Here is a 21,000-nt window from a genome sequence, read left to right as displayed (position 1 = left end):
GTAGATGGTCCAGTTCTACTTTTATAGACTATTATCTATTAGTATACCTAAATTTCTATTTAATTCGTAATGACTGACCAGGATAAAAAACAGAAGTTTCAATGCCTGGATTTAATGCTAATAATTCTTCTAAGGTTAAACCATTTCTTTCGGCTAACTGTCGCCCGCCTTCACCACTTCGTACCGTGTCGTATATAGGTTGGTCTGATTTAGAATTTTGTATTTGTTCACGAGAATCAGAGTTTTGTGGTGGTTGCTGTTCAGATTGTTCAAAAACTTGTTGAGTTTGATTATTTCTTTCAATTAATTGTTCCAACGTAATATTACCTAGATAAGTGTATATTTGTCCATTAACAGTTAAAGTACCATCATTATTTTTCGTTACTGTTCGGGGCGTATTATTCAAAAGAAACGTCATTGTTTGATTACCATTCTCATCCACAGAAAAACTTACATTTTGAAGAGGAACATTCGATTGAGTTATGCTAGTGAGTGTTCCGTCAGCATTTATAAAAAATAAGTTATCACTTTGAGGAATACCCCAACCGCCTATAAAATCAGCTAAGCTAACTTGTGGTAGCGGTTCTTTAGTAGTAGATGAAGAGGTAGATTGGTTTGTTTCAGATGAGACGTTTTGATAATTAGAGTTGGTTTCTTCCGTTTTATCTTTTTGAGTGGAAGAATCAATACTTTTCTTTGTGTAAGGTTTCAAAACTAGTTTTGTTTGGTTATCAGAATTGTTTGTCTTAGTAGGAGTGAAAAGTAGATTTTGCTTTTCTTTTTTTATCTTGTAAGCTACTTCTTTTCCTTCATTTTCCCAACGAATTTGATTGTTTTTTAGATGGTATTTGACTTTGTATTCTATTTTATTTGCAATTTGTTTACCTAATTCTTCGCCTGCTTTTTCCAAATCATTTTTTGCAGTTGATGTGTGTTCATCTGTATTGATTTTGAAAGTAGCGGTATCTTCGCTGAATGATACAATCATTACTACTTCATCAACGTTGGAGTTTACGGCCCACTCGTTTGCCATTAGCTCTTTTGTGGTCACTTTATTTCTGCAAGAAGTAAGGGTCAGTAAGGATAAAAAAACAATCAACCCCAGTAAACTTTTTTTCATTTTTAACTCAATCCTCTTTTCTATTTTACTGTTTTTTTGTATCTTCGAATCTCTCTCAACCCCAGCCAACCACTCGCTGATAACAAGTACCAAAACGGCATAAACTGGATTAGATAGCGAGAGCGGCCGCCTTCAAAGAGCAATAAATACATAATAGCTCCAATGAAAGCTAATTTTAAAATCGCGTAGTTATTTTTTGAATCTTTTAGAGGGATACTGAACAATAGACCTAGTAATGTGAGTAAATAGAAAAAATGCATATAAATTCGTAGATAGTTACTTTTGGGATTTTGCGGATAATACAGTGACCGCAAGTGTTCTTGCCAACGATTTTTAGAAGGTGTTTCTGGGATTAAATCACCGCCATCCCAACCCCAGTCAAAATCACCATTGGCAGTATTATGACGATTTTTTTGAGCCAGAAAACGGAGATAACCGAAGAATCCTTTATTTTTTAAACGGTCTTGAATCATTTTTATGGTATAAGCTTTTTTGGCTTCTTGTGTAGGCAACTGATTTACTGCTTGTGTATCTGCATCATTGTAACCGCCAGTTCCAGTCAAACCCATCATTACAAAAAGTGTCCAAGGTTTGGCTTGTTCTTTATCGATTTCCGTAATCGTTTGTTTTTCCACAAAAAATTGAAAACTATAATATGCGCTAGCGAAACCAGTCAGTAAAAAGAGAGCAACCACGGTTAATTTTACGATAGACTGTTTGTTCCGATTTACTAAAAGAAGTTGCAGCACTTTGATACAACTAAATGCAATAAAAAAGATAATAGACGAAGGTTTCATTAAAAAACACCAAGCTAGGCCAATCCCAATAAACAGTAATAAACAATATTTTACGAAGGGAGGGGAAACTTGGTCAAAAAGGCTATATGCAAAAAAGACTAGGTTGATGAACAATAAGACGGCCGTATCTGTATAAGGCGTGAGTAACCATGGAGACAATCCGAAAGAAAGAAAAAATAAACTGTAAGCAACGAAGGCCGTTAATGGATTAAAGACACGCTTAGAGGCATGATAAAAGAGAAATAAACTGCTATTAATAAACAAGCAATTAACCACTTGCCAACTAAACCAAGTATTGCTCCAGCTCTCTGTTACATCAATGAAACGCAAAAATTTATTCAGGTAATACATCATGAAAAAGAAAAATTCGTTATTGGGGTTTAAAGAAAGTACGATTTTTGAATAATCCTTATTTTCAGTGGTAATACTATGAAAGTTGTCAAAAACATCCCAGCCAATCGGCACAGTAATCTGCGTCAGGAGTAAAAGTTGTAGTAAAAATAAACTGATCAAACTACCAATAATAACCACACGATCATGGGTTTTTATTAAGTGCCAGAGCGCTTGAATCTTAGTGTAAAGAAATTTTTTGTTTTTATAAATAATCAACAATAGAATAATTAATAGAGGAAGTAAAACAAGCAAGTGCTTAGGCTTTTCCCAAAGAATTTTTACCAGAGAATAGGGAGAGTTAATTGCGCCGTAAAAGACAAATAAAATAAAAAAAGTAAAAATATAATTTTCTAGATTCAGAATCCGTTTAAAAGTAGCCATATTTTCTCCTTCCATTTTTTTAGCTAGACTAGCTCTTATTTTATCATAAAGATTTTAAAATAAGAAAAAAGCCCTTCTTTTAAAAGAAAGGCTTAAAACTTTTCCTTACTTCACTTCTTTGTAACGGAAGAAGAAGCGTAAGACGCTATTTTGGCTAGTTGTTGTTAGTTTATCTGTCGGTAAGACTGTTAGTAAGAAGAAAAACAGACTAATCACAAGAGTGAAAAATAAGAAGACGGGACTGCCACCTGTTATCACAGTATCTGTTTGAACATCATATTTCAGTGTTGACATAACAGAGAAAACTTGTGTATAGCTACAGGCAATAGAAAGTAGATATAAAACAAGCACGCCCCAACCTGTCATCCCAGCATCACGATACCGACGGACACACATTGCCCACGTTGGTAATAATAAAGCTAACCATAAAACAAGTGCAAAAAGCATCAACGGTAATAAGTTCCCAAAATCATAGGTTTCAAAATATTCAGCTGCTAAAATTGCTGACACGGCTTTGCCGACAATGGCAATATAAAAAATAAGTGCTAAAATGCTTAATACCAATGTCATCCACCAATAACCAGCACGTGTGGTCCGACCTTTAAAATCAACATATCCACGAAAATAATCTTTAAAAGCTTGTCCAAATGTTACTTTGCCTTTTTCCTCAATTTTAACCATAAAAACACCCCTTTGTATTTAATAAAATGATTATAACGGAAAGTAATAAAATAGGAAAATGCGAATTCGCATATTTTGTGATTTTTTTGATAAATCATATAAAGAGCAGGTTTTATCAAAAAACGGTAAAATAAGAGAAGATATTTTATAATGGAGGAATCATGAATGAAAATCAGTATTAGACATCGCTACATAGCAAAAATTCCAGCATTAGAAGTGACAACAGAAGAGCAAAAAAACGAAGCATTACCTTTAATTGTTTACTATCATGGTTGGCAATCAGCTAAAGAATTATCTTTAACACAAGCAAGAAAATTAGCACACGAGGGGTTTCGGGTCATTTTACCAGATGCCATGAACCATGGAGAAAGAAAAACAGGACCTATTTCCACGATTCCTTCGATTACATTTTGGAGTAGCATTCAATATAATTTAATTGAATTTCCAGTAATTATCCATCATTTTCATAAATTAGGGTTGATTAAAGAAAATTGGATTGGCGTAGGTGGTGTATCCATGGGCGGTATTACTACTAGCGCTCTTATGACCCAACATCCTGAGATTCAAGCTGCTGCTTGCTTAATGGGAACACCCTATCCGGCGCGCTATATTCAGCGAGTGATTCAACGGGCGAAAGAATTTGCTATTTTTGTACCTAAAGACTTGCCACTGTTGCTAAGTTGGGTACATCAATACGATTTATCACAAACGCCAGAAAGACTACAAGAACGACCGATGCTGTTTTGGCATGGAACGGAAGATGAAAAAATTCCCTATGAAGACATGGCTGATTTTGAACAATTAGTGTCTGGGAAAACGTATGCGAGAAATACGCAATTTATAACGGAAATCGGTGAGCGGCATTTAGTGAAAGGAGAAACAATGGATTTGGTTGCTGACTTTTTTAAAGAAGCGTCAAAAACGTTAGAAAAATAACGGGATTTTTCAAAGAGAAAAGGGGAATCAGCTTGTTTTTTAAGAACACTTTCTATAAACTTAACAGAAAAGGGGTTGAAGGTGTACATGGAGAAAAACAAGTTGAGAAAAGTGGGCTTAACTGCCCTAGAATGGCTAAAACAACATCCAGAAATTAAACAACATAAAGAATCAAGTCTCTATGAACAGTTGTTTGCTAGTCAGCAATGGCAACAAGCACAAACAATCGGAATGATTCGGTCGTTACCGCTAGAATTATCAACACAGCCAATTTTCGAGCGGGCCATGCAAGAGAGCAAGCAAGTGGCGGTGCCGCGAACATTTAAAGGAGGCAAAATGCACTTTTATCAAGTCTTTCCAGAGACGGTTTATGACACCAGTGCATTTGGCGTGGAAGAACCTCCGTTAACAGCGGCAGAAATAACAGCTACAGCGATTGATTTATTGATTGTGCCAGGGATTGTTTTCAATCGTGCTGGCTATCGAATAGGCTTCGGCGGTGGTTTTTATGATCGTTATTTGGAACATTTTTCGGGCCATTCATGTAGTTTAGTTTTTAGTGAACAACTTCATGAGCAATGGCAACCAGAAGCGTTTGATCAGCCAATCGAACAATTATTTATACAATAGGAGGAATGGAATGAATTATCAAACAGAAATGAAATTGAAACGGCTAAAAAATCAGCCGTTCATTACGTATGCCCTTTTAGGTATTTCAATCATTGTTTTCCTTGGATTGGAATTAACTGGAGGATCAGAAAATATTTTAAACTTAGTTAATTGGGGGGCAATGGTTCGTCCACTGGTAGCTCAAAATCATGAATACTGGCGGTTTATCACGCCAATGTTTCTTCACATTGGGTTTATGCATATTATTTTGAATATGGTTACTCTTTATTATATCGGCGCACAGGTTGAGGCAATTTATGGGCATTGGCGCTATTTGGGCATTTATTTATTGAGTGGGATTGCTGGAAATATCGCCAGTTTTGCCTTTGGGACACCCAACAGTGTCTCAGCGGGTGCTAGTACAGCGCTTTTTGGTTTGTTTGGCGCATTTGTTATTTTAGGACGCCATTTTAGAGACAATCCAGCGATTATGTATATGGTGCAACGCTATTCAATGTTTATTGTGATTAATTTGTTATTTAACTTGTTTAGTAGCTCTGTAGATATGATGGGTCATGTTGGCGGTCTAATCGGTGGACTATTAGTAGCGACGGCTTTTGCTGTTCCAAATCGTGAAGAAGCATTTAATAAGCACGAGCGAATTATGGCCACGTTAATTTTTATTTTTCTTGTCGTAATTTGTCTGTTATTGGGTTTTAAAAAATACGGTTTACCTGTATAATAAGGAAGTGTTTTCGTATGGAAACGTTATATGATGTACAACAACTTTTTAAACAGTTTGGGATGTATATTTATGTCGGTGCACGGATTTATGATATTGAGTTAATGATGATTGAATTAAAAAAATTGTATGAAGGTCAATTGGTAGACCGAGATACGTATTTACAGGCCCGGCATATTTTGCAAAGAGAGCATCGAATAGAAGAATCTAGAGGGAAGCAGAAAGGAATCGACTAAATGGATAAGAAGATTATTGGGATTGATTTAGGTGGAACGACCATCAAATTTGCTATTTTAACAACCGATGGCGTTGTTCAACAAAAATGGAGTATTGAAACGAATATTTTAGAAGATGGCAAGCACATTGTGCCATCAATTATTGAAAGTATTCGTCACCGTATAGATCTTTATAATATGAAAAAAGAAGATTTTGTGGGAATTGGTATGGGAACACCAGGAAGTGTCGACATTGAAAAAGGAACTGTTGTAGGTGCCTATAATTTAAACTGGACGACTGTACAGCCTGTCAAAGAACAAATCGAATCTGCTTTAGGAATTCCGTTTGCATTAGATAATGATGCCAATGTTGCCGCTTTAGGTGAGCGTTGGAAGGGCGCGGGGGAAAACAATCCCGACGTGATTTTTATTACTTTAGGAACAGGTGTTGGCGGAGGCATTGTTGCAGCGGGAGAATTGCTCCACGGTGTTGCTGGCTGTGCTGGTGAAGTTGGGCATGTGACGGTTGATCCTAACGGCTTTGACTGTACCTGTGGGAAACGTGGCTGTTTAGAAACTGTTTCTAGTGCCACTGGTGTCGTTCGTGTTGCACGTCATTTATCAGAAGAGTTTGCAGGTGACTCTGAACTGAAACAAGCGATTGATGATGGACAGGATGTTTCAAGTAAAGACGTTTTTGAATTTGCCGAAAAAGGCGATCATTTTGCTTTAATGGTTGTGGATCGTGTTTGTTTCTATTTAGGCTTAGCCACAGGAAACTTAGGTAACACGTTAAATCCAGATAGCGTGGTTATCGGTGGAGGTGTTTCTGCAGCAGGAGAATTTTTACGTAGTCGTGTCGAAAAATATTTCCAAGAATTTACCTTCCCGCAAGTTCGAAATAGTACAAAAATCAAATTAGCAGAGCTAGGTAATGAGGCCGGCGTCATTGGTGCCGCTTCACTAGCATTACAATTTTCAAAAGAGAAATAGAGAGGGCTTTTTAGAATGAGTATTTTATGGGTAATCAATGGCATTTTGCTAGTTATTGTACTAGCGATGGTATTCAATGAATTATATTTGAAAATTATGGTGAAACGTTCAGCAAAAATGCTGACGGAAGAAGAATTTAAAGAAACAATGCGTAAAGCACAAGTGATTGACGTTCGTGAGAAAGATACATTTGATGCTGGGCATATTTTAGGGGCGCGCAGCATGCCATACAGCATGTTAAAAACAACAATTGGTTCTCTTCGTAAGGATCAACCTGTTTATCTTTATGATCAGAAGAAAGCTTTAAGTATCCGAGCAGCTAATTTATTACGCAAAAATGGCTATACTGATATTTATATTTTAAAAGGCGGCTATGATGGCTGGACTGGGAAAGTGAAAAAGAGAAATAGTTAATAACAAAAAGAGTTGGTCTTCATTGAGACCAACTCTTTTTGTATAGGAAAGTTTAATAGAGATGCTGCTTTTTGTCAGTCCTCACTTTTTGAGCTACAATAAAGAGAAGAGGTGAAGGCAGATGATTCAAATCAAGCGAGCATATGAAGCACCGACAGAGCAAGATGGCTACCGTGTTTTAGTTGACCGTATTTGGCCACGAGGAAAATCCAAGGAATCTGAAAAGTTAGATGAATGGCTCAAAGAAGTGGCCCCAAGTACAGAGCTACGGAAATGGTTTAATCATGAAGTAAATAAATATCCCGAGTTTAAACAAAAATACCAAGAAGAATTGAAACATGAGCCAACTGCCACAGCGTTTAAGCAGTTACAGACGATTGTAAAAAATCAGCCAGTAGTCACGCTGGTCTATGGGGCGAAAGATACAGTGCATAATCAAGCGGTTGTCTTAAAAGAATTATTAGAAAAATAGAGTAGGTGATTGGATGAAAATTGCAATTGTAGGTGCTGGACCCAGAGGCTTATCAGCTGCAGAACGAGTCATTGAATGGGCTCGTAAAACGGAAATAAATGTTCAGCTCACATTGTTTGATCCATACGGTCCAGGTGGGAAAATTTGGCGAGCAGAGCAACCTAATTATTTATTAATGAACACGTTGATTAGTCAAGTCACTTTATTTACAGATGAATCTTTTAGTGGCGAAGGACCAATTGTCAAGGGCCCCACTCTCTATGAATGGACCCAAACAGAAGCTGCGCAGTACATTCAACAGCAACAACCCTATAATTATCTTGAGTTGTTGAAAGAATGTCATCGCCTTGGACCGAATGATCACTGCTCGAGGGCTTTTTATGGCATGTATCAAAAATGGTTTTATACGTATTTAGCCACGCGATGTAACGAACAAACATCGCTGACGTTTTTTAAAGAGCCAGTAACTGCTGTGCGGGCAGGAGAGGATAACTATTATGTGTATACTCAATCCATTGAGTTTACGGCAGACAAAGTAATTTTAGCTTTGGGTCACCAAGAAAATGAATTAACGACTGTTGAACAAGAGCTTGCGGACTACGCCAAGGAGCATCGTTTGTTTTATTCTTCTCCTAAAAATGCGGCGGATGCTTTATTGGCACTTGCCAATATACCTGCAAAACAACCCGTTGTGTTAAAAGGCTTAGGTTTGGCATTTTTTGACTATTTATCTGCCTTGACGATTGGCCGCGGGGGTGTTTTTTCTCGTCAAAATGGCCGCTCACGTTATGAACCTTCTGGAAGAGAGCCTATTATTATTGCTGGTTCTGGTCGCGGTTTTCCTTCTCATCCTCGAGGGATTAATCAAAAAGGTTACGGGGAAACCTATCAGCCTGTTTTTTTAACCGAAACCTATTTAGCTGAATGTCGTAAAAAAGGACAGGTTACAGGTGCAGAGTTTTTTGGGTATTTAAAAAAAGAAGTGGAATATGTGTATTACACTTGCTTAATCGAAGAAAAATATCCGCATCTTTCTAAAGAGGCCTTTCAACAGCTGTTTATTCAAACCAAGGGAGCGCCGGAAAGCTTAGCCCACTTTGAAAAACAAGATTGGTTTGATTGGCAAGCGTTAGAACATCCTGAAACAAAGAAAACCACTCATGAAAGTTTTCGTTCGTTTTTACTAGAGTATTTAAAATGGGATATTCAAGAAGCAGAGAAAGGCAATCTTAGCGGTCCTTTGACCACTGCTTTAGACAGTTTAAAAGATTTAAGAGATCAGATTCGCTTTGTCTTGGATGAAGGGTTATTAACGAATGACGAGAGTCAGAAGTGGTTGTGGCACTGGTTTACCCCGTTGAATACCTTTTTGTCAGTGGGACCTTCTGTTGAAAGAACAGAAGAGCTACAGGCGTTAGTTGAACTGGGATTAGTCACGATTCTGGGGCCAGAAATGCGTGTCGAAATGAAAGCGGGTCAATTTATTACTTATGCTAATTTGTTTCCGGAAAATCGGTATAATAGTCACTTTTTAATTGAAGCGCGCATTCCCAAAGTCAATAATGAAAAAAGTTTGAATCCTTTAACGAGGCAGTTGTTAGCCGATAAGCTAGCTACGCTCCATCAACTGGCATTAGCCGATGGTCAAATAGTCAAAACAGGTGCACTCTTGATTGTGCCTGCCACGAATCAAGTCATCACAAAAGATGGACAGGTGGCGACAGGCCTTTTTAGTTGTGGTATTCCAACAGAAGGTATTCATTGGTTAACAGCCGCTGCAGCTCGTCCTGGTGTGGATCCTTGGAATATGCGCGATATGGATCGGATTGCTGCCACTATTTTTAATAGTTAAGAAAAATAGTCAGCTCCTTTGGTAAAAAAGAAAGCATAACAAGTGGTCATCCATCAAAGCGATGGATGACCACTTGTTATGCTTAAGAGAATCAACCGAGCCAGAAGCGCTTCTGTTGATTTCTTGGCGTTAGATTTTTTATCTCAACGTCACAGCTATTTTTTAACGTGCAATACGTTTACGCATCGCTTTTTTACGGTTTTCTTCAATCATATCTTCTTTTTCTTCAATTGGATCAATGACTGTTTTTTTAATAGTTGTAGCCACACCGGCTAAAGCAGCAACTGTGATAGCAGTACCGACTAACATACCTGATACAAATTTTTTCATCGTTCATTCCTTCTTTCAAATTGTATTTGTTTCTATTATGACGGAAAAAAGCAAAAAAATCCAATAGTTACAATGATTTTTCATAAACTCTACGACTAATTTAGAGATTTGTTAAAATTTACCAAGTCTTTTCTGTATTTTTATAGGAAAAATGAATAAGGAGAAATGGCCAAATTAAATCCTGTTTACAAAATGAAATAATTCAGAAGTAGACCTTATTTAATGGTACAATAGAAAAAGAAATTAGAGAGTAAAAGGAGCGTATTTATGTCTATTTTAGTATTAGGTGGCGCAGGCTACATCGGCTCACATGCCGTCGATCAATTAATTTCAAAAGGATATGCCGTTGTGGTTGTTGATAATTTATTAACGGGACATCGTTCAGCAGTTCATGAACAAGCGACTTTCTATGAAGGCGATATTCGTGATAAAGCTTTTTTACGTAGTGTCTTTGAAAAAGAATCAATTGAAGGGGTGTTGCACTTTGCGGCCAATTCTTTAGTAGGAGAATCCGTGGAGCAACCGTTAATGTATTTCAATAACAATGTTCACGGCACTCAAATTGCCTTGGAAGTCATGCAAGAATTCGGAGTGAAACACATTGTTTTTTCTTCCACAGCGGCCACTTATGGCGAACCAAAAGCAATGCCTATTACAGAAGAAACCCCAACGAATCCTAAAAACCCGTATGGGGAAAGTAAATTAATGATGGAAAAAATCATGAAATGGTGCGACAACGCTTATGGAATGAAATATGTTGCTTTGCGTTATTTTAATGTTGCGGGAGCAAAAAAAGATGCCTCAATTGGTGAGGATCACACGCCAGAAACGCATATTGTGCCAATTATTTTACAAGTGGCATTAGGCCAACGAGCAGAGCTAAGTATTTTTGGGGATGATTATGATACACCAGATGGCACGTGCATTCGAGATTATGTTTATATTGAAGACTTGATTGCAGCACATATTTTGGCTTTAGAATATTTGAAAAATGGCGGCGAAAGTGACGTCTTTAACCTGGGAAGCAACAACGGCTATTCTGTTAAAGAAATGTTAGATGCTGCTCGCGAAGTGACAGGCCAAGAAATTCCTGCGACAATCGCGCCACGCCGAGCAGGGGATCCTAGTACGTTAATTGCTTCTAGTGAAAAAGCCAAACGAGTTTTAGGCTGGCAACCAGAAGTAACTGAGGTCAAGGACATTATCGCCACCGCTTGGCAATGGCACCAAGCTCATCCACATGGATATCAAGAAAAGTAATAGGAGGAATGAAGCGATGACCACGAGTCAAATGATTGCCGATTTTACCACACTTGCTATTCAAGCAGGTGGTTGGATGGAATTGGATCGCTTATATCTTCAGAATCGTTTATTATCAATGATTGGTGAACAAGAATTAGGCGAAGTAGACATACGGCCTGTGGCAACACCCGCCGCTGATTTGGCGGAACAATTGTGTCAAATTGCGAGTGCCAATCAACTTGTAAAAACAGAGCAACAAAAAGAACAGTTCATGGTGCAATTGATGGATTTGTTGACACCGCCACCTTCTGTGGTTAATGCTTTTTTTGCGCAACATTATGCCAAAGAGCCACAAGAGGCTACCGAGTATTTTTACCAACTTTGTCAAAAAAACGGTACGGTCATTGAACAGGAAGAACCTGTTGTTTTTTCAACAGTCTATGGTGATTTTTTAGCAAATAAGGTCCACGGTGAGGCGTCAAAAGCAACGCTCTCTGCACAAAGCTATCCCCGCTGTGAATGGTGCATGGCAACAGAAGGCTACCAGGGAAGTCAGCAATTTCCTGCGACTACGAACCATCGAGTGATTCGAATGAACTTAGATGGCGAAAGCTGGGGGTTTTCCTTTGTAAAACAGGCACAATATCAGCAACAAGGTGTGATTGCGTTTGAAAAACATCAGGCAGCGAAACGTTCAATTAAGACTTTTCAGCAATTGTTGAAAATTGTTGAGGTCTTTCCTCATTATTTTGCTGGGATTGATGCTGACTTTGAACAAGATGAGCATGTCTATTATCAAACGGGTTTGCAACAATTTCCATTAGCCGAAGCGAGCATTTCAGAATATGTTGAGTTAGCTAACTATCCTTTAATCAACGCAGGAATGGTGAATTGGCCAGTTGCGACATTTCGCCTAGAGGGACCGAATGCGTCAGAAGTTGCCCAAGCCGCAAATGATATTTTTGAGCAATGGCAAATGCTAAAACTGCCAACGGATGAGATACAAATCGTTGCCCGACGAAAAGAACTTTTATATGTCATGGACTTAATTTTTAGTCGACCTCAAGCAAAGCCTTCGTTAACGTTAGCAGAAGTCCAAGGTTTAACGACTTGGAACAACCAGAAAACGCAGGCACTTGAAACTGTCGCTTCAGCGTATCAACAGCGATTAAAAGAAGCCAGTGCGTTTGCAGAAACAAGTGAAGGAAAAGCGGCTTTTTTAGCAATGGTTGCGCCAGTGACTCATTAAAAGAAAAAAGATGCCGAATGACTAAAAATCACGTATAATAGATAAGAATGAAAAATAAGGGAGGGTAAAAAATGGCTTATCAAGCACTTTATCGGGTCTGGCGTTCACAACGTTTCGATGACGTAGTAGGACAAAAAGCAATTACTCAGACACTGAAAAATGCGATAGTGCAAAAGAAAACATCTCATGCCTATTTATTTACTGGCCCTCGTGGTACAGGTAAAACCAGTGCCGCAAAAATTTTCGCTAAAGCGATTAACTGTAAACATAGTCAAGATGGTGAACCTTGTAATGTTTGTGAAACCTGTGTAGCCATTACGGAAGGTCGTTTAAATGATGTCATTGAAATTGATGCGGCGAGTAATAATGGCGTGGAAGAAATCCGTGATATTCGTGATAAAGCAAAGTATGCACCGACACAAGCCGAGTACAAAGTTTATATTATTGATGAAGTTCATATGCTATCAACAGGCGCGTTCAATGCACTTTTAAAAACCTTGGAAGAACCGCCACAAAATGTTATTTTTATCTTAGCAACGACTGAACCACACAAGATTCCGTTAACGATTATCTCACGGACGCAACGCTTTGATTTTAAGCGAATTAGTACGCAAGATATCGTCGATCATATGGCCCATATCATGCAGGAAATGGCTCTCGATTATGAGGAACAAGCCCTTTATGTGATTGGACGTGCTGCGGAAGGTGGGATGCGAGATGCCTTGAGTATCTTGGATCAAACGATTTCATTTAGTGATGAAAAAGTAACACTGGAAGATGCAATGCAAGTGACAGGCAGCCTAACCTATGAAATGATGGATCATTATATTCAGTGTTGTGTCGCCGGTGATGTTGAACGAGCATTAGAAGGCTTGGAAAGTATTTTAGGCGAAGGCAAAGAAGCGCGTCGTTTCTTAGAAGATTTGTTATTATATTGTCGAGATTTGCTGATGTATCAGCAAGCACCGAAGTTATTAGCAGAAAAAGCAGGAACTTTGACAGAAGCATTTAAGGAACTAGCTACACAAACACCTGCTGAAAAAATCTACCAACTAATCCAAATTTTAAGTGACACACAAAATGAGATCCGCTTTACCAACAATGCGAATATCTATCTGGAAGTAGCCACTGTCAAATTAGCTAAAACGGTGCAACCCAATAAACACAACACGCCAGAAACAGCTAATCAAGATGGTAGTGCAGAGGGAAATCCAGAATTAGCAGATTTACAAAATCAAATCGGGCAACTGAAGAAAGAACTGGCTGAATTAAAGAAACACGGTGTAGCTGTCAAAGAAGCAGATGCGCCACGTCAACAAGCACGACCACAAGCGCCAAAAAGTTCGTTCCGCGTACCCACAGAACGGGTATATCAAGTCCTAAACGAAGCGACTAGAACACATTTAATGAATGTGAAAAATGTCTGGGAAGACTTACTGCAAACATTATCTGTGACTCAACGAGCGATGCTCAAAGCTAGTGAACCTGTCGCAGCGAGTCCTAAGGGCATCGTGGTGGCATTTGACTATGAGATTGTTTGTGCTCGTGCAACAGACGATGAAGAGATGCAGTTAGCTTTCAATAATAATTTAAGCCGTTTGATGGACTATACACCAGAGATGGTCTGCATTACTAGAGAAAGCTGGCCAAAACTAAGACAAAGTTTTATTAACCAAAATCAGGGCAGTTTGAATCATTCTGAACCTGAAAATGAAATGGCTCGTCTAGCGGACGAACCGCCTGTAACAAATGAACATTCACAAGAAAATCCAGTAGTAGATGAAGCAATCGCTATGTTTGGTGAAGAGCTTGTCGAAGTACTAGATGATTAATATGAAGGAGTCGAGGAATTATGATGCGAGGAATGGGCAACATGCAAGGCATGATGAAACAAGTACAAAAAATGCAAAAAGAAATGGCCAAAGCGCAAGAAGCGCTAAATGAAAAAGAATTTATCGGTGAAGCCACCAATCAACTTGTGACAGCGACATTTACTGGTGATCGCACAATGAAAGATTTGATCATTAAAGAAGACGTGGTTGATCCTGAAGACGTTGATATGCTACAAGATTTAGTCATTATGGCTGTTAACGATGCGTTAGTAAAAATTGAAAAAGAAACCGAAGCAACTTTAGGTAAATACACCAAAGGAATGCCAGGATTCTAAATAATAAGACCAACGAAAGTATGAAAAACGTCATGCCCAAAAAATCGAACTTTTTGGGCATGACGTTTTTTCTATTTTTGAGGGAAAACTCTTTGGCAATTTTAGTAGTCGCTTCCAAAAAACTATGCTATACTAAAGCCAATTGAAGAGAAACATTTGGGGTGCTATTAGCTGAGATTATACCCATGGAACCTGAAACAGTTAGGACTGGCGCAGGGAAATGTCTTGAAATTTTGACCGATTATTGCACCCAACTACGTTTATTTGTGGTTGGGTTTTTCTGTCTTTTTCAGTCGCGCCTCCTTTTGCTTCTCGCAGAAAGGAGTTTTTTTACGTGGAAAAAAATCGAATCCACAGAGTTACGTTACTGGCTTTAATGATTGCGATGGACGTTGTATTATCGCCGTTAATGCGAATTGAGGGAATGGCCCCTATGTCCAGTGTCATGAACATTATTGCCGGAGTTTTATTAGGTCCTCTTTACGGAACGCTCATGGCACTTGTCTGCGGCTTAATCCGTATGACATTCTTAGGTATTCCGCCATTAGCGTTAACAGGTGCCGTTTTTGGCGCGTTTTTTGCTGGTTTATTTTATCAATGGGGACAAAAATTAGGCTGGTCGATGCTAGGGGAAATTTTTGGGACAGGCATCATTGGCTCGTTATTGTCCTATCCTGTAATGGTTTGGTTTACTGGCAGTAAGCAGAATTTTTATTGGTTCATTTATACACCACGATTTATTGGTGCCACACTGATTGGTTCAGTGATTGCTTGGCTTGTCTTAGCAAAACTGAAAGAAACTCGGGTATTTAAACAAACACAGGAATTATTTTTAGGAGGGTACTTTTATGAAAACAAGCGTTAAGTTTGAAACGATTTTTCCACTAACAACGGCACCATTAATTCAGTGCATTACGAATGAAATTACGTGTGAGTCTATGGCGAATGCATTACTTTATATTGATGCTAAACCCATTATGGCAGATGATCCCCGGGAATTTCCGCAGTTGTTTCAGCAAACCAGTGCCTTGGTTTTGAATTTAGGCCATTTATCACAAGAACGAGAGCAAAGCTTGTTAGCAGCTAGTGATTATGCTCGGCAAGTGAATAAACCGACCGTAGTCGATTTAGTCGGTTATGGCGCCAGTGATATTCGAAATGAAGTCGGGGAAAAGCTGGTGCACAATCAGCCAACCGTTGTGAAAGGGAATCTTTCAGAAATGCGAACTTTTTGCCAGTTGGTGAGTCATGGCCGAGGAGTGGATGGCAGCCCTTTGGATCAAAGTGAAGAAGCAATTGAGGAACTGATTCAGGCTTTACGTCAACAAACGCAAAAGTTTCCCCAGACGGTATTTTTAGCAACAGGGATTCAAGATGTCTTGGTTAGCCAAGAGCAAGTGATTGTCTTACAAAATGGCGTTCCTGAGTTGGATTGTTTCACTGGCACGGGCGATTTAGTCGGCGCATTAGTTGCCGCTTTATTAGGTGAAGGCAACGCGCCAATGACTGCGGCAGTAGCCGCAGTGAGCTATTTTAATCTTTGCGGAGAAAAAGCCAAGACTAAGAGCCAAGGGCTGGCCGATTTTCGCCAAAATACGTTAAATCAGTTATCTCTTTTAATGAAGGAGAAGGATTGGTTTGAGGCGGTGAAAGGACGAGTGCTATGAGAGAACAATTGAAAGTTTATTTGGTGACAGGACGGTATGATTTTAGTGATACTGAATTTTTAAAACGAATTGAAACTGCTTGTCGCAGTGGAGTGACATTGGTCCAACTGCGCGAAAAGGAAGTGTCAACACGGCGCTTTTACGAATTAGCAGTGAAAGTTAAAGCGATAACAGATGCGTATCAGATTCCGTTGATTATTAATGATCGTGTCGATATTTGCTTGGCAGTGGATGCGGCAGGTGTGCATATAGGGGATGATGAATTACCGGTTGCTCTTGTGCGAAAACTGGTTGGGTCCACAAAAATCGTAGGTGTTTCAGCCAAAACGGTGGCACGAGGAGTTGAAGCGGAAAACGAGGGCGCCGATTATTTAGGCGTGGGCGCAATTTTCCCCACAACGACTAAGGACAGTCCGTTAACTTCTTTGCAGACACTTTCTGAAATTGCCGCAGCAGTCACGATTCCTGTTGTAGCGATTGGTGGAATCAAAGAAGAGAATATAGAACAACTTATGGGAACGGGAGTGGCTGGTGTTTCACTGGTCAGTGAAATTATGCTGGCTGAACAGATAACCGAGAAAGTTCAAGGGTTGATGCGTGTAACGGAGCGAATGTTGGAGGCGAGAAAATGACCGAATATAATTTGACCCCACAAGTAGTCACGATTGCTGGTTCTGATTCTGGTGGGGGAGCTGGCATGCAAGCAGATTTAAAAACATTTCAAGCGCGGCAGGCATTTGGCTTAAATATTGTCATTGCATTGACGGCACAAAATACGTATGGCGTGCAAGATAGCTTACCGATTCCTAGTTCATTTATTGATGCACAATTTCAATCACTGGCGGCTGATTTTAAAATTGGGGCAGCGAAGACGGGGATGTTAGCAGATAGTGAGCGTGTCGAAGCTGTTGTTCGCAATTTGCAGAAAGTTGATTTTGGTCCGTTGATTGTCGATCCTGTAATGGTGGCTAAAGGTGGACATCATTTGTTAGAAGCCGAGGCAGTTCAAACGATTAAAGAGCAACTGTTGCCATTAGCAACGGTCGTGACACCTAATTTACCAGAAGCGGAAGTTTTACTAGAGACGACCATCAAGACAGAACAAGAAATGCAGACCGCAGCAAAAAAATTACAGCAATTGGGCACAAAAAATATTATTATGAAAGGCGGACATAGCACAAATCAACAAGCGGCTGATTATGTGTTAATGGAAGACGGTTCGAGCTTTTGGCTAAGTGCACCACGAATTGTAACGAAAAATACTCATGGAACAGGAGATACTTTTTCAGCGTGTATCGCAGCCGAATTAGCAAAAGGCACGCCGTTAGAAGCGGCGATTGTGATTGGCAAACAGTTTATACAAGGGGCCATTAGCCAAGCAATCTCTGTTGGACATGGTCACGGACCTACTAATCATTGGGCCCAATTAACGCAAGATATTCAAGTTATTAAAGCATAAGAAGAGCCTGGGGAAAAATCTAAAATGATTTTTCCCCAGGCTTTAAATAGCTTAAAGTTCCCTCTTAATATAGTTTATAAACGTTTTGTTCACTAATCTTCACATTTTAAATAAATTTCTTGGCCTTGTTCTTGCAAATGAGCCACGTGGGATTCTCCCCAATTACATAAGTTATCTAAGACAGCAGAGAGGCTTTGACCATAATCGCTTAAATAATATTCGACTTTTGGTGGAACTTGGTTGTAAACTTTCCGCTCGATAATGTTGTCTTCTTCGAGTTCCCGTAATTGTTGTGTCAGCATTTTTTGACTAATGCCAGTAATGCCGCGTTTTAAATCGCTGGGGCGCATGGCACCGTGCCGTAAATTACACAGAATAATTGGCTTCCATTTGCCACCAATAACATCCATCGTTGCTTCGACACCAATCGCATATGTACGAGTTTCCAAAAAACATTCCTCCTTAATAGATTGATAATAAACAAAAGTTACTAAAAGGTACCTATGATACAAAAAAGTAGGTACTTATCAAAAATTCAATCTTAGTATATAGTAATTTTTGTTGAAATTCAAATGTTTTTTAGGAGGAAGAGAATGGAAAAGAAAATTTCACCAAATTTAACGCTCTTTGCATTAGCTATCAATGCTTTCGCAATCGGTTCAACAGAATTTATAAGTGTGGGTTTATTACCAATGATTGTTAAAAGTTTTCATATTAGTCTTTCCCAAGCAGGTTTGACTGTTTCTTTGTACGCTTTAGGTGTGACGATTGGGGCGCCGTTATTAACAATTTTGACAGGAAAATGGAATCGTCGCTCATTAATGCTGGGGATTATGCTTCTTTTCATTAGTGGGAATTTAATTGCTGCGTTTGCGCCAACGTTTATTATTTTATTGGTAGGGCGGATACTTTCTGCATTGGCGCATGGCATTTTCATGTCTGTTTCGACTGTCATCGCCGCAGATGTTGTGCCGCCATCACGTCGTGCCAGCGCCATTGCTATTATGTTTACGGGCTTAACGGTTGCAACAGTGACTGGTGTACCTTTAGGGACGTTTATTGGGCAACAAACAGCTTGGCATATGTCCTTTCTTTTTATAGCCAGTATTGGCTTGGTGGGACTGATTGCTAGTTATTTTTTAGTTCCCAAAAATTTACCGATACCAGGGAAGGTTGACTTAAAAGGAATCACGCGGATTTTTACGAACAAACCCCTCGTTTTCTCTTTTCTAATTACTGCTTTTGGTTATGGTGGAACGTTTGCTGCATATACGTACTTGTCACCGTTATTGGAAAATTTAGGCTTTTCAGCCAACGCGGTAGTGATTATTTTAGTTATTTATGGCGTAATGGTCGCAATTGGCAATACAGTAGGTGGTCACTGGGCAAATAAAAAACCCTTAGATTCGTTAGTAAAAATGTTTAGCTTATTAATTCTGTCCTTAGTCTTTTTATTTATTACTGTTTTAATGGATAACAGTCTTCTAGGCTTATTAGCAAGTTTGATGTTGGGTCTATTTGCCTTTATGAATGTACCTGGTTTACAACTATATGTTGTAGAATTAGCGGAAAAGTATGTTCCAGAAGATATCACTTTGGCCTCAGCTTTTAATATTGCAGCCTTTAATATTGGGATTACCGTTGGCTCAATGACAGGTGGGGTGGTCACAGATCATTTATCAGTAACATATACACCGATTTTTGGTGGTTTTATCGTGCTAATTGCTGTCTTGTTCGTACTTTATATTCGGAAGCAAGAAGCATAAAAAAACAACTATCTTTAGAAAACTAAAAAAAGCAGCTGGTCACTATGGAACTGACCAGCTGCTTTTTTTTAAGCTTTTTTGCGGAAATAATTCCAGCAAGCAATTAAAACAATTACTAATAAGGTTAACAAGAAAATCAGAGAAATGAGGGAGCCCATCGTTGTCCCCTGAGCAAAATTATCTGCGTGGTCTTGAGCGATATTAATAATCGTCGCTACGATGGCCGTCGCAATAGCGCCAGAAAATTGTTGAAGTGTATTAAATAACGTATTGCCGTCGCCAAAATCTTTCTCCTCTAACAAGCTCATACCAGTCGTCATCATATTACTGTATGCAAAACCTAGACCAATCATATAGGTAACATGTCCAGCGACGAATCCTAATAAAACAGGCATCTCTAGTAAAATTGTTAAAGCTAGCCAACCGATTGTCGCCAAACTTAAGCCAAATAATATAGGTTTTTTAGCGCCGTATTGATCCAACACTCGTCCAGAAAGTGGTGCCAAAATGGCCCCGACTGTAGCACCTGGCAGCATGACTAGCCCAGCTACAAACGCATTTTTTCCAAGGACGATTTGAACAAAGTTTGGTAAGACAAAGGAAATACCTAACAATAAGAATTGACAAACTAAAAAGCCACATAAAAATAAAACGAAGGCGGGATTTTTTAAAATTGTCAAACGAACTAGTGGCTGTTCAGCGGTCGTTGCTCGTTTATAAAAAATAACAAAGCCAATAACGGCTGCCAGAAGTGAAAGCCAGCCAAACAATGTGCCAATTTTACTTAAAAACATCAACAAACCACTAAATAACAGGGCAATACCAATTAAACTAACCAAATCAAGAGTGGTGGTTTTTTTAACAGGTATTTCTGGAATAGCCGATAATCCCATAAACAAAGAAAGTAGTAAAATAGGAATTAAGAATAAAAAGATGGCGTGCCAAGACAGGGAAGATGTTAAGATTCCACCATACGTTGGACCAATGGCTGGAGCAATTGAAGTGGTCAATGTGCCTACCCCCATCATCGTTCCCCGTTTTTCCAGCGGGGTAAAGTTCAAAATAATATGAAACATCAGTGGCAAAGCAATCCCAGTGCTAGCCCCTTGGAAGAGTCGGCCTAATAACAAGATACTGAAAGATGGCGAATAGACATCAATCGCTAAACCAATCAAAAAGAAAAGATTCGCAACGATAAATAAGCGTCTTAGCGAATAGGTTTTTAATAAATAATTGGATAAGGGCACCATGATAGAAATAACTAATAAATAAATCGTTGTCACCCACTGCACGGTACCGGTGGAAACACCAAATTCCTTTGTTAATGTCGGAAAGGTTACATTCATTGCTGTTTCAATTAATACGCCAGCAAAAGACATAATTCCTGTCGCTAAAACGGCAGGGAATAATCGTACGTTTTTTTGTTCCATTTAATCACCTCTATAGTTTTCATTTTTTCGTAAAAAAATAGAAGCAGTTTCTATAAGAATAGAAACCGCCTCTCTCTCGACACGC

23 protein-coding genes and 1 riboswitch are annotated in these 21,000 nt (G+C 39.0%); of the genes, 17 read left to right on the top strand and 6 right to left on the bottom strand.

The genetic code is table 11. The features are described 5' to 3' along the window. Positions 1-55 precede the first annotated feature (55 nt). The 3 genes from IGJ04_RS06450 to IGJ04_RS06440 all read right to left on the bottom strand — a co-directional run bounded on the left by IGJ04_RS06450 (position 56) and on the right by IGJ04_RS06440 (position 3,372). Positions 56-1,189, bottom strand: a complete 1,134-nt coding sequence (locus IGJ04_RS06450) for a DUF4950 domain-containing protein (RefSeq protein ID WP_438840053.1) — start codon at positions 1,187-1,189, stop codon at positions 56-58. Next, on the bottom strand, positions 1,141-2,706 hold the full coding sequence (locus tag IGJ04_RS06445; protein ID WP_438840052.1) for a hypothetical protein: 1,566 nt from the start codon (positions 2,704-2,706) through the stop codon (positions 1,141-1,143). The genes IGJ04_RS06450 and IGJ04_RS06445 overlap by 49 nt, the downstream gene beginning before the upstream one ends. 90 nt (positions 2,707-2,796) lie before the next feature. Then, complete coding sequence (locus IGJ04_RS06440) at positions 2,797-3,372, bottom strand: DUF805 domain-containing protein (protein WP_002356327.1); 576 nt, start codon at positions 3,370-3,372, stop codon at positions 2,797-2,799. Between the two features lie 165 nt (positions 3,373-3,537). Between IGJ04_RS06440 and IGJ04_RS06435 the strand changes: the two genes are divergently transcribed. The 8 genes from IGJ04_RS06435 (at position 3,538) to IGJ04_RS06400 (ending at position 9,605) form a co-directional block, all read left to right on the top strand. Beyond that, the gene (locus IGJ04_RS06435) at positions 3,538-4,308 is read left to right on the top strand and encodes an alpha/beta fold hydrolase (protein ID WP_010707173.1); all 771 of its coding nucleotides are present in this window, start codon (positions 3,538-3,540) and stop codon (positions 4,306-4,308) included. A gap of 87 nt (positions 4,309-4,395) precedes the next feature. Next, positions 4,396-4,938, top strand: a complete 543-nt coding sequence (locus IGJ04_RS06430) for a 5-formyltetrahydrofolate cyclo-ligase (protein WP_002384041.1) — start codon at positions 4,396-4,398, stop codon at positions 4,936-4,938. Between the two features lie 10 nt (positions 4,939-4,948). After that, a complete protein-coding gene (locus IGJ04_RS06425) occupies positions 4,949-5,659 on the top strand; it encodes a rhomboid family intramembrane serine protease (RefSeq protein ID WP_002362481.1) in 711 nt (236 codons plus the stop codon). 17 nt (positions 5,660-5,676) lie between these two features. Next, complete coding sequence (locus tag IGJ04_RS06420) at positions 5,677-5,895, top strand: YqgQ family protein (protein ID WP_002356332.1); 219 nt, start codon at positions 5,677-5,679, stop codon at positions 5,893-5,895. Continuing rightward, complete coding sequence (locus IGJ04_RS06415; RefSeq protein ID WP_002356333.1) at positions 5,896-6,867, top strand: ROK family glucokinase; 972 nt, start codon at positions 5,896-5,898, stop codon at positions 6,865-6,867. Between the two features lie 15 nt (positions 6,868-6,882). Continuing rightward, the gene (locus IGJ04_RS06410) at positions 6,883-7,281 is read left to right on the top strand and encodes a rhodanese-like domain-containing protein (protein WP_002356334.1); all 399 of its coding nucleotides are present in this window, start codon (positions 6,883-6,885) and stop codon (positions 7,279-7,281) included. A 121-nt stretch (positions 7,282-7,402) separates the two neighbouring features. Continuing rightward, a complete protein-coding gene (locus IGJ04_RS06405; RefSeq protein ID WP_002365077.1) occupies positions 7,403-7,753 on the top strand; it encodes a DUF488 domain-containing protein in 351 nt (116 codons plus the stop codon). 13 nt (positions 7,754-7,766) lie between these two features. Next, positions 7,767-9,605 carry an FAD/NAD(P)-binding protein gene (locus IGJ04_RS06400; RefSeq protein WP_438840051.1) on the top strand — a complete coding sequence of 613 codons (1,839 nt, stop codon included), beginning with the start codon at positions 7,767-7,769 and terminating at the stop codon, positions 9,603-9,605. A gap of 162 nt (positions 9,606-9,767) precedes the next feature. On the opposite strand, the gene IGJ04_RS06395 is transcribed toward IGJ04_RS06400, so the two are convergent. Continuing rightward, positions 9,768-9,935 (bottom strand): DUF3042 family protein, encoded by a 168-nt coding sequence (locus IGJ04_RS06395; RefSeq protein ID WP_002356337.1) that lies wholly within the window; start codon positions 9,933-9,935, stop codon positions 9,768-9,770. A gap of 267 nt (positions 9,936-10,202) precedes the next feature. Between IGJ04_RS06395 and galE the strand changes: the two genes are divergently transcribed. From galE to thiD, 8 genes are all read left to right on the top strand, one after another. Further along, the gene (gene galE, locus IGJ04_RS06390; protein ID WP_002378649.1) at positions 10,203-11,195 is read left to right on the top strand and encodes a UDP-glucose 4-epimerase GalE; all 993 of its coding nucleotides are present in this window, start codon (positions 10,203-10,205) and stop codon (positions 11,193-11,195) included. Continuing rightward, a complete protein-coding gene (locus tag IGJ04_RS06385; protein ID WP_161975140.1) occupies positions 11,176-12,426 on the top strand; it encodes a UDP-glucose--hexose-1-phosphate uridylyltransferase in 1,251 nt (416 codons plus the stop codon). The genes galE and IGJ04_RS06385 overlap by 20 nt, the downstream gene beginning before the upstream one ends. Before the next feature lie 71 nt (positions 12,427-12,497). Next, complete coding sequence (gene dnaX / locus IGJ04_RS06380) at positions 12,498-14,258, top strand: DNA polymerase III subunit gamma/tau (RefSeq protein WP_085443139.1); 1,761 nt, start codon at positions 12,498-12,500, stop codon at positions 14,256-14,258. Between the two features lie 20 nt (positions 14,259-14,278). Then, a complete protein-coding gene (locus tag IGJ04_RS06375; protein ID WP_002384048.1) occupies positions 14,279-14,593 on the top strand; it encodes a YbaB/EbfC family nucleoid-associated protein in 315 nt (104 codons plus the stop codon). A 147-nt stretch (positions 14,594-14,740) separates the two neighbouring features. Continuing rightward, a riboswitch (TPP riboswitch) is annotated at positions 14,741-14,829 on the top strand. A 140-nt stretch (positions 14,830-14,969) separates the two neighbouring features. Then, a complete protein-coding gene (gene thiW, locus IGJ04_RS06370; protein ID WP_025190581.1) occupies positions 14,970-15,458 on the top strand; it encodes an energy coupling factor transporter S component ThiW in 489 nt (162 codons plus the stop codon). Further along, on the top strand, positions 15,442-16,260 hold the full coding sequence (locus IGJ04_RS06365) for a hydroxyethylthiazole kinase (RefSeq protein ID WP_002397896.1): 819 nt from the start codon (positions 15,442-15,444) through the stop codon (positions 16,258-16,260). The genes thiW and IGJ04_RS06365 overlap by 17 nt, the downstream gene beginning before the upstream one ends. Further along, complete coding sequence (gene thiE, locus IGJ04_RS06360) at positions 16,257-16,892, top strand: thiamine phosphate synthase (protein WP_010707177.1); 636 nt, start codon at positions 16,257-16,259, stop codon at positions 16,890-16,892. The genes IGJ04_RS06365 and thiE overlap by 4 nt, the downstream gene beginning before the upstream one ends. Next, a complete protein-coding gene (gene thiD, locus IGJ04_RS06355; protein ID WP_002362487.1) occupies positions 16,889-17,719 on the top strand; it encodes a bifunctional hydroxymethylpyrimidine kinase/phosphomethylpyrimidine kinase in 831 nt (276 codons plus the stop codon). Before thiE ends, thiD begins: the two co-directional genes overlap by 4 nt. Before the next feature lie 92 nt (positions 17,720-17,811). Here the strand turns inward: thiD and IGJ04_RS06350 are convergent, their stop codons facing one another. Continuing rightward, positions 17,812-18,168: a winged helix-turn-helix transcriptional regulator gene (locus IGJ04_RS06350; protein ID WP_002356348.1), complete on the bottom strand. Its 357-nt coding sequence runs from the start codon at positions 18,166-18,168 to the stop codon at positions 17,812-17,814. A gap of 144 nt (positions 18,169-18,312) precedes the next feature. On the opposite strand from IGJ04_RS06350, the gene IGJ04_RS06345 reads away from it, so the two are divergent. Then, positions 18,313-19,485: an MFS transporter gene (locus IGJ04_RS06345; RefSeq protein ID WP_016618086.1), complete on the top strand. Its 1,173-nt coding sequence runs from the start codon at positions 18,313-18,315 to the stop codon at positions 19,483-19,485. Positions 19,486-19,553: 68 nt separating this feature from the next. Here IGJ04_RS06345 and IGJ04_RS06340 read toward each other — a convergent pair whose 3' ends face one another. After that, positions 19,554-20,915: an MFS transporter gene (locus IGJ04_RS06340; protein ID WP_002382490.1), complete on the bottom strand. Its 1,362-nt coding sequence runs from the start codon at positions 20,913-20,915 to the stop codon at positions 19,554-19,556. Positions 20,916-21,000 lie beyond the last annotated feature (85 nt).

Origin of the sequence: Enterococcus sp. AZ050 (genome assembly GCF_051715085.1) — a bacterium.
Taxonomy (GTDB): domain Bacteria; phylum Bacillota; class Bacilli; order Lactobacillales; family Enterococcaceae; genus Enterococcus; species Enterococcus faecalis.
Note: the sequence above shows the minus strand (reverse complement) of the source record. Positions and strands in the feature narration are given on the sequence as shown.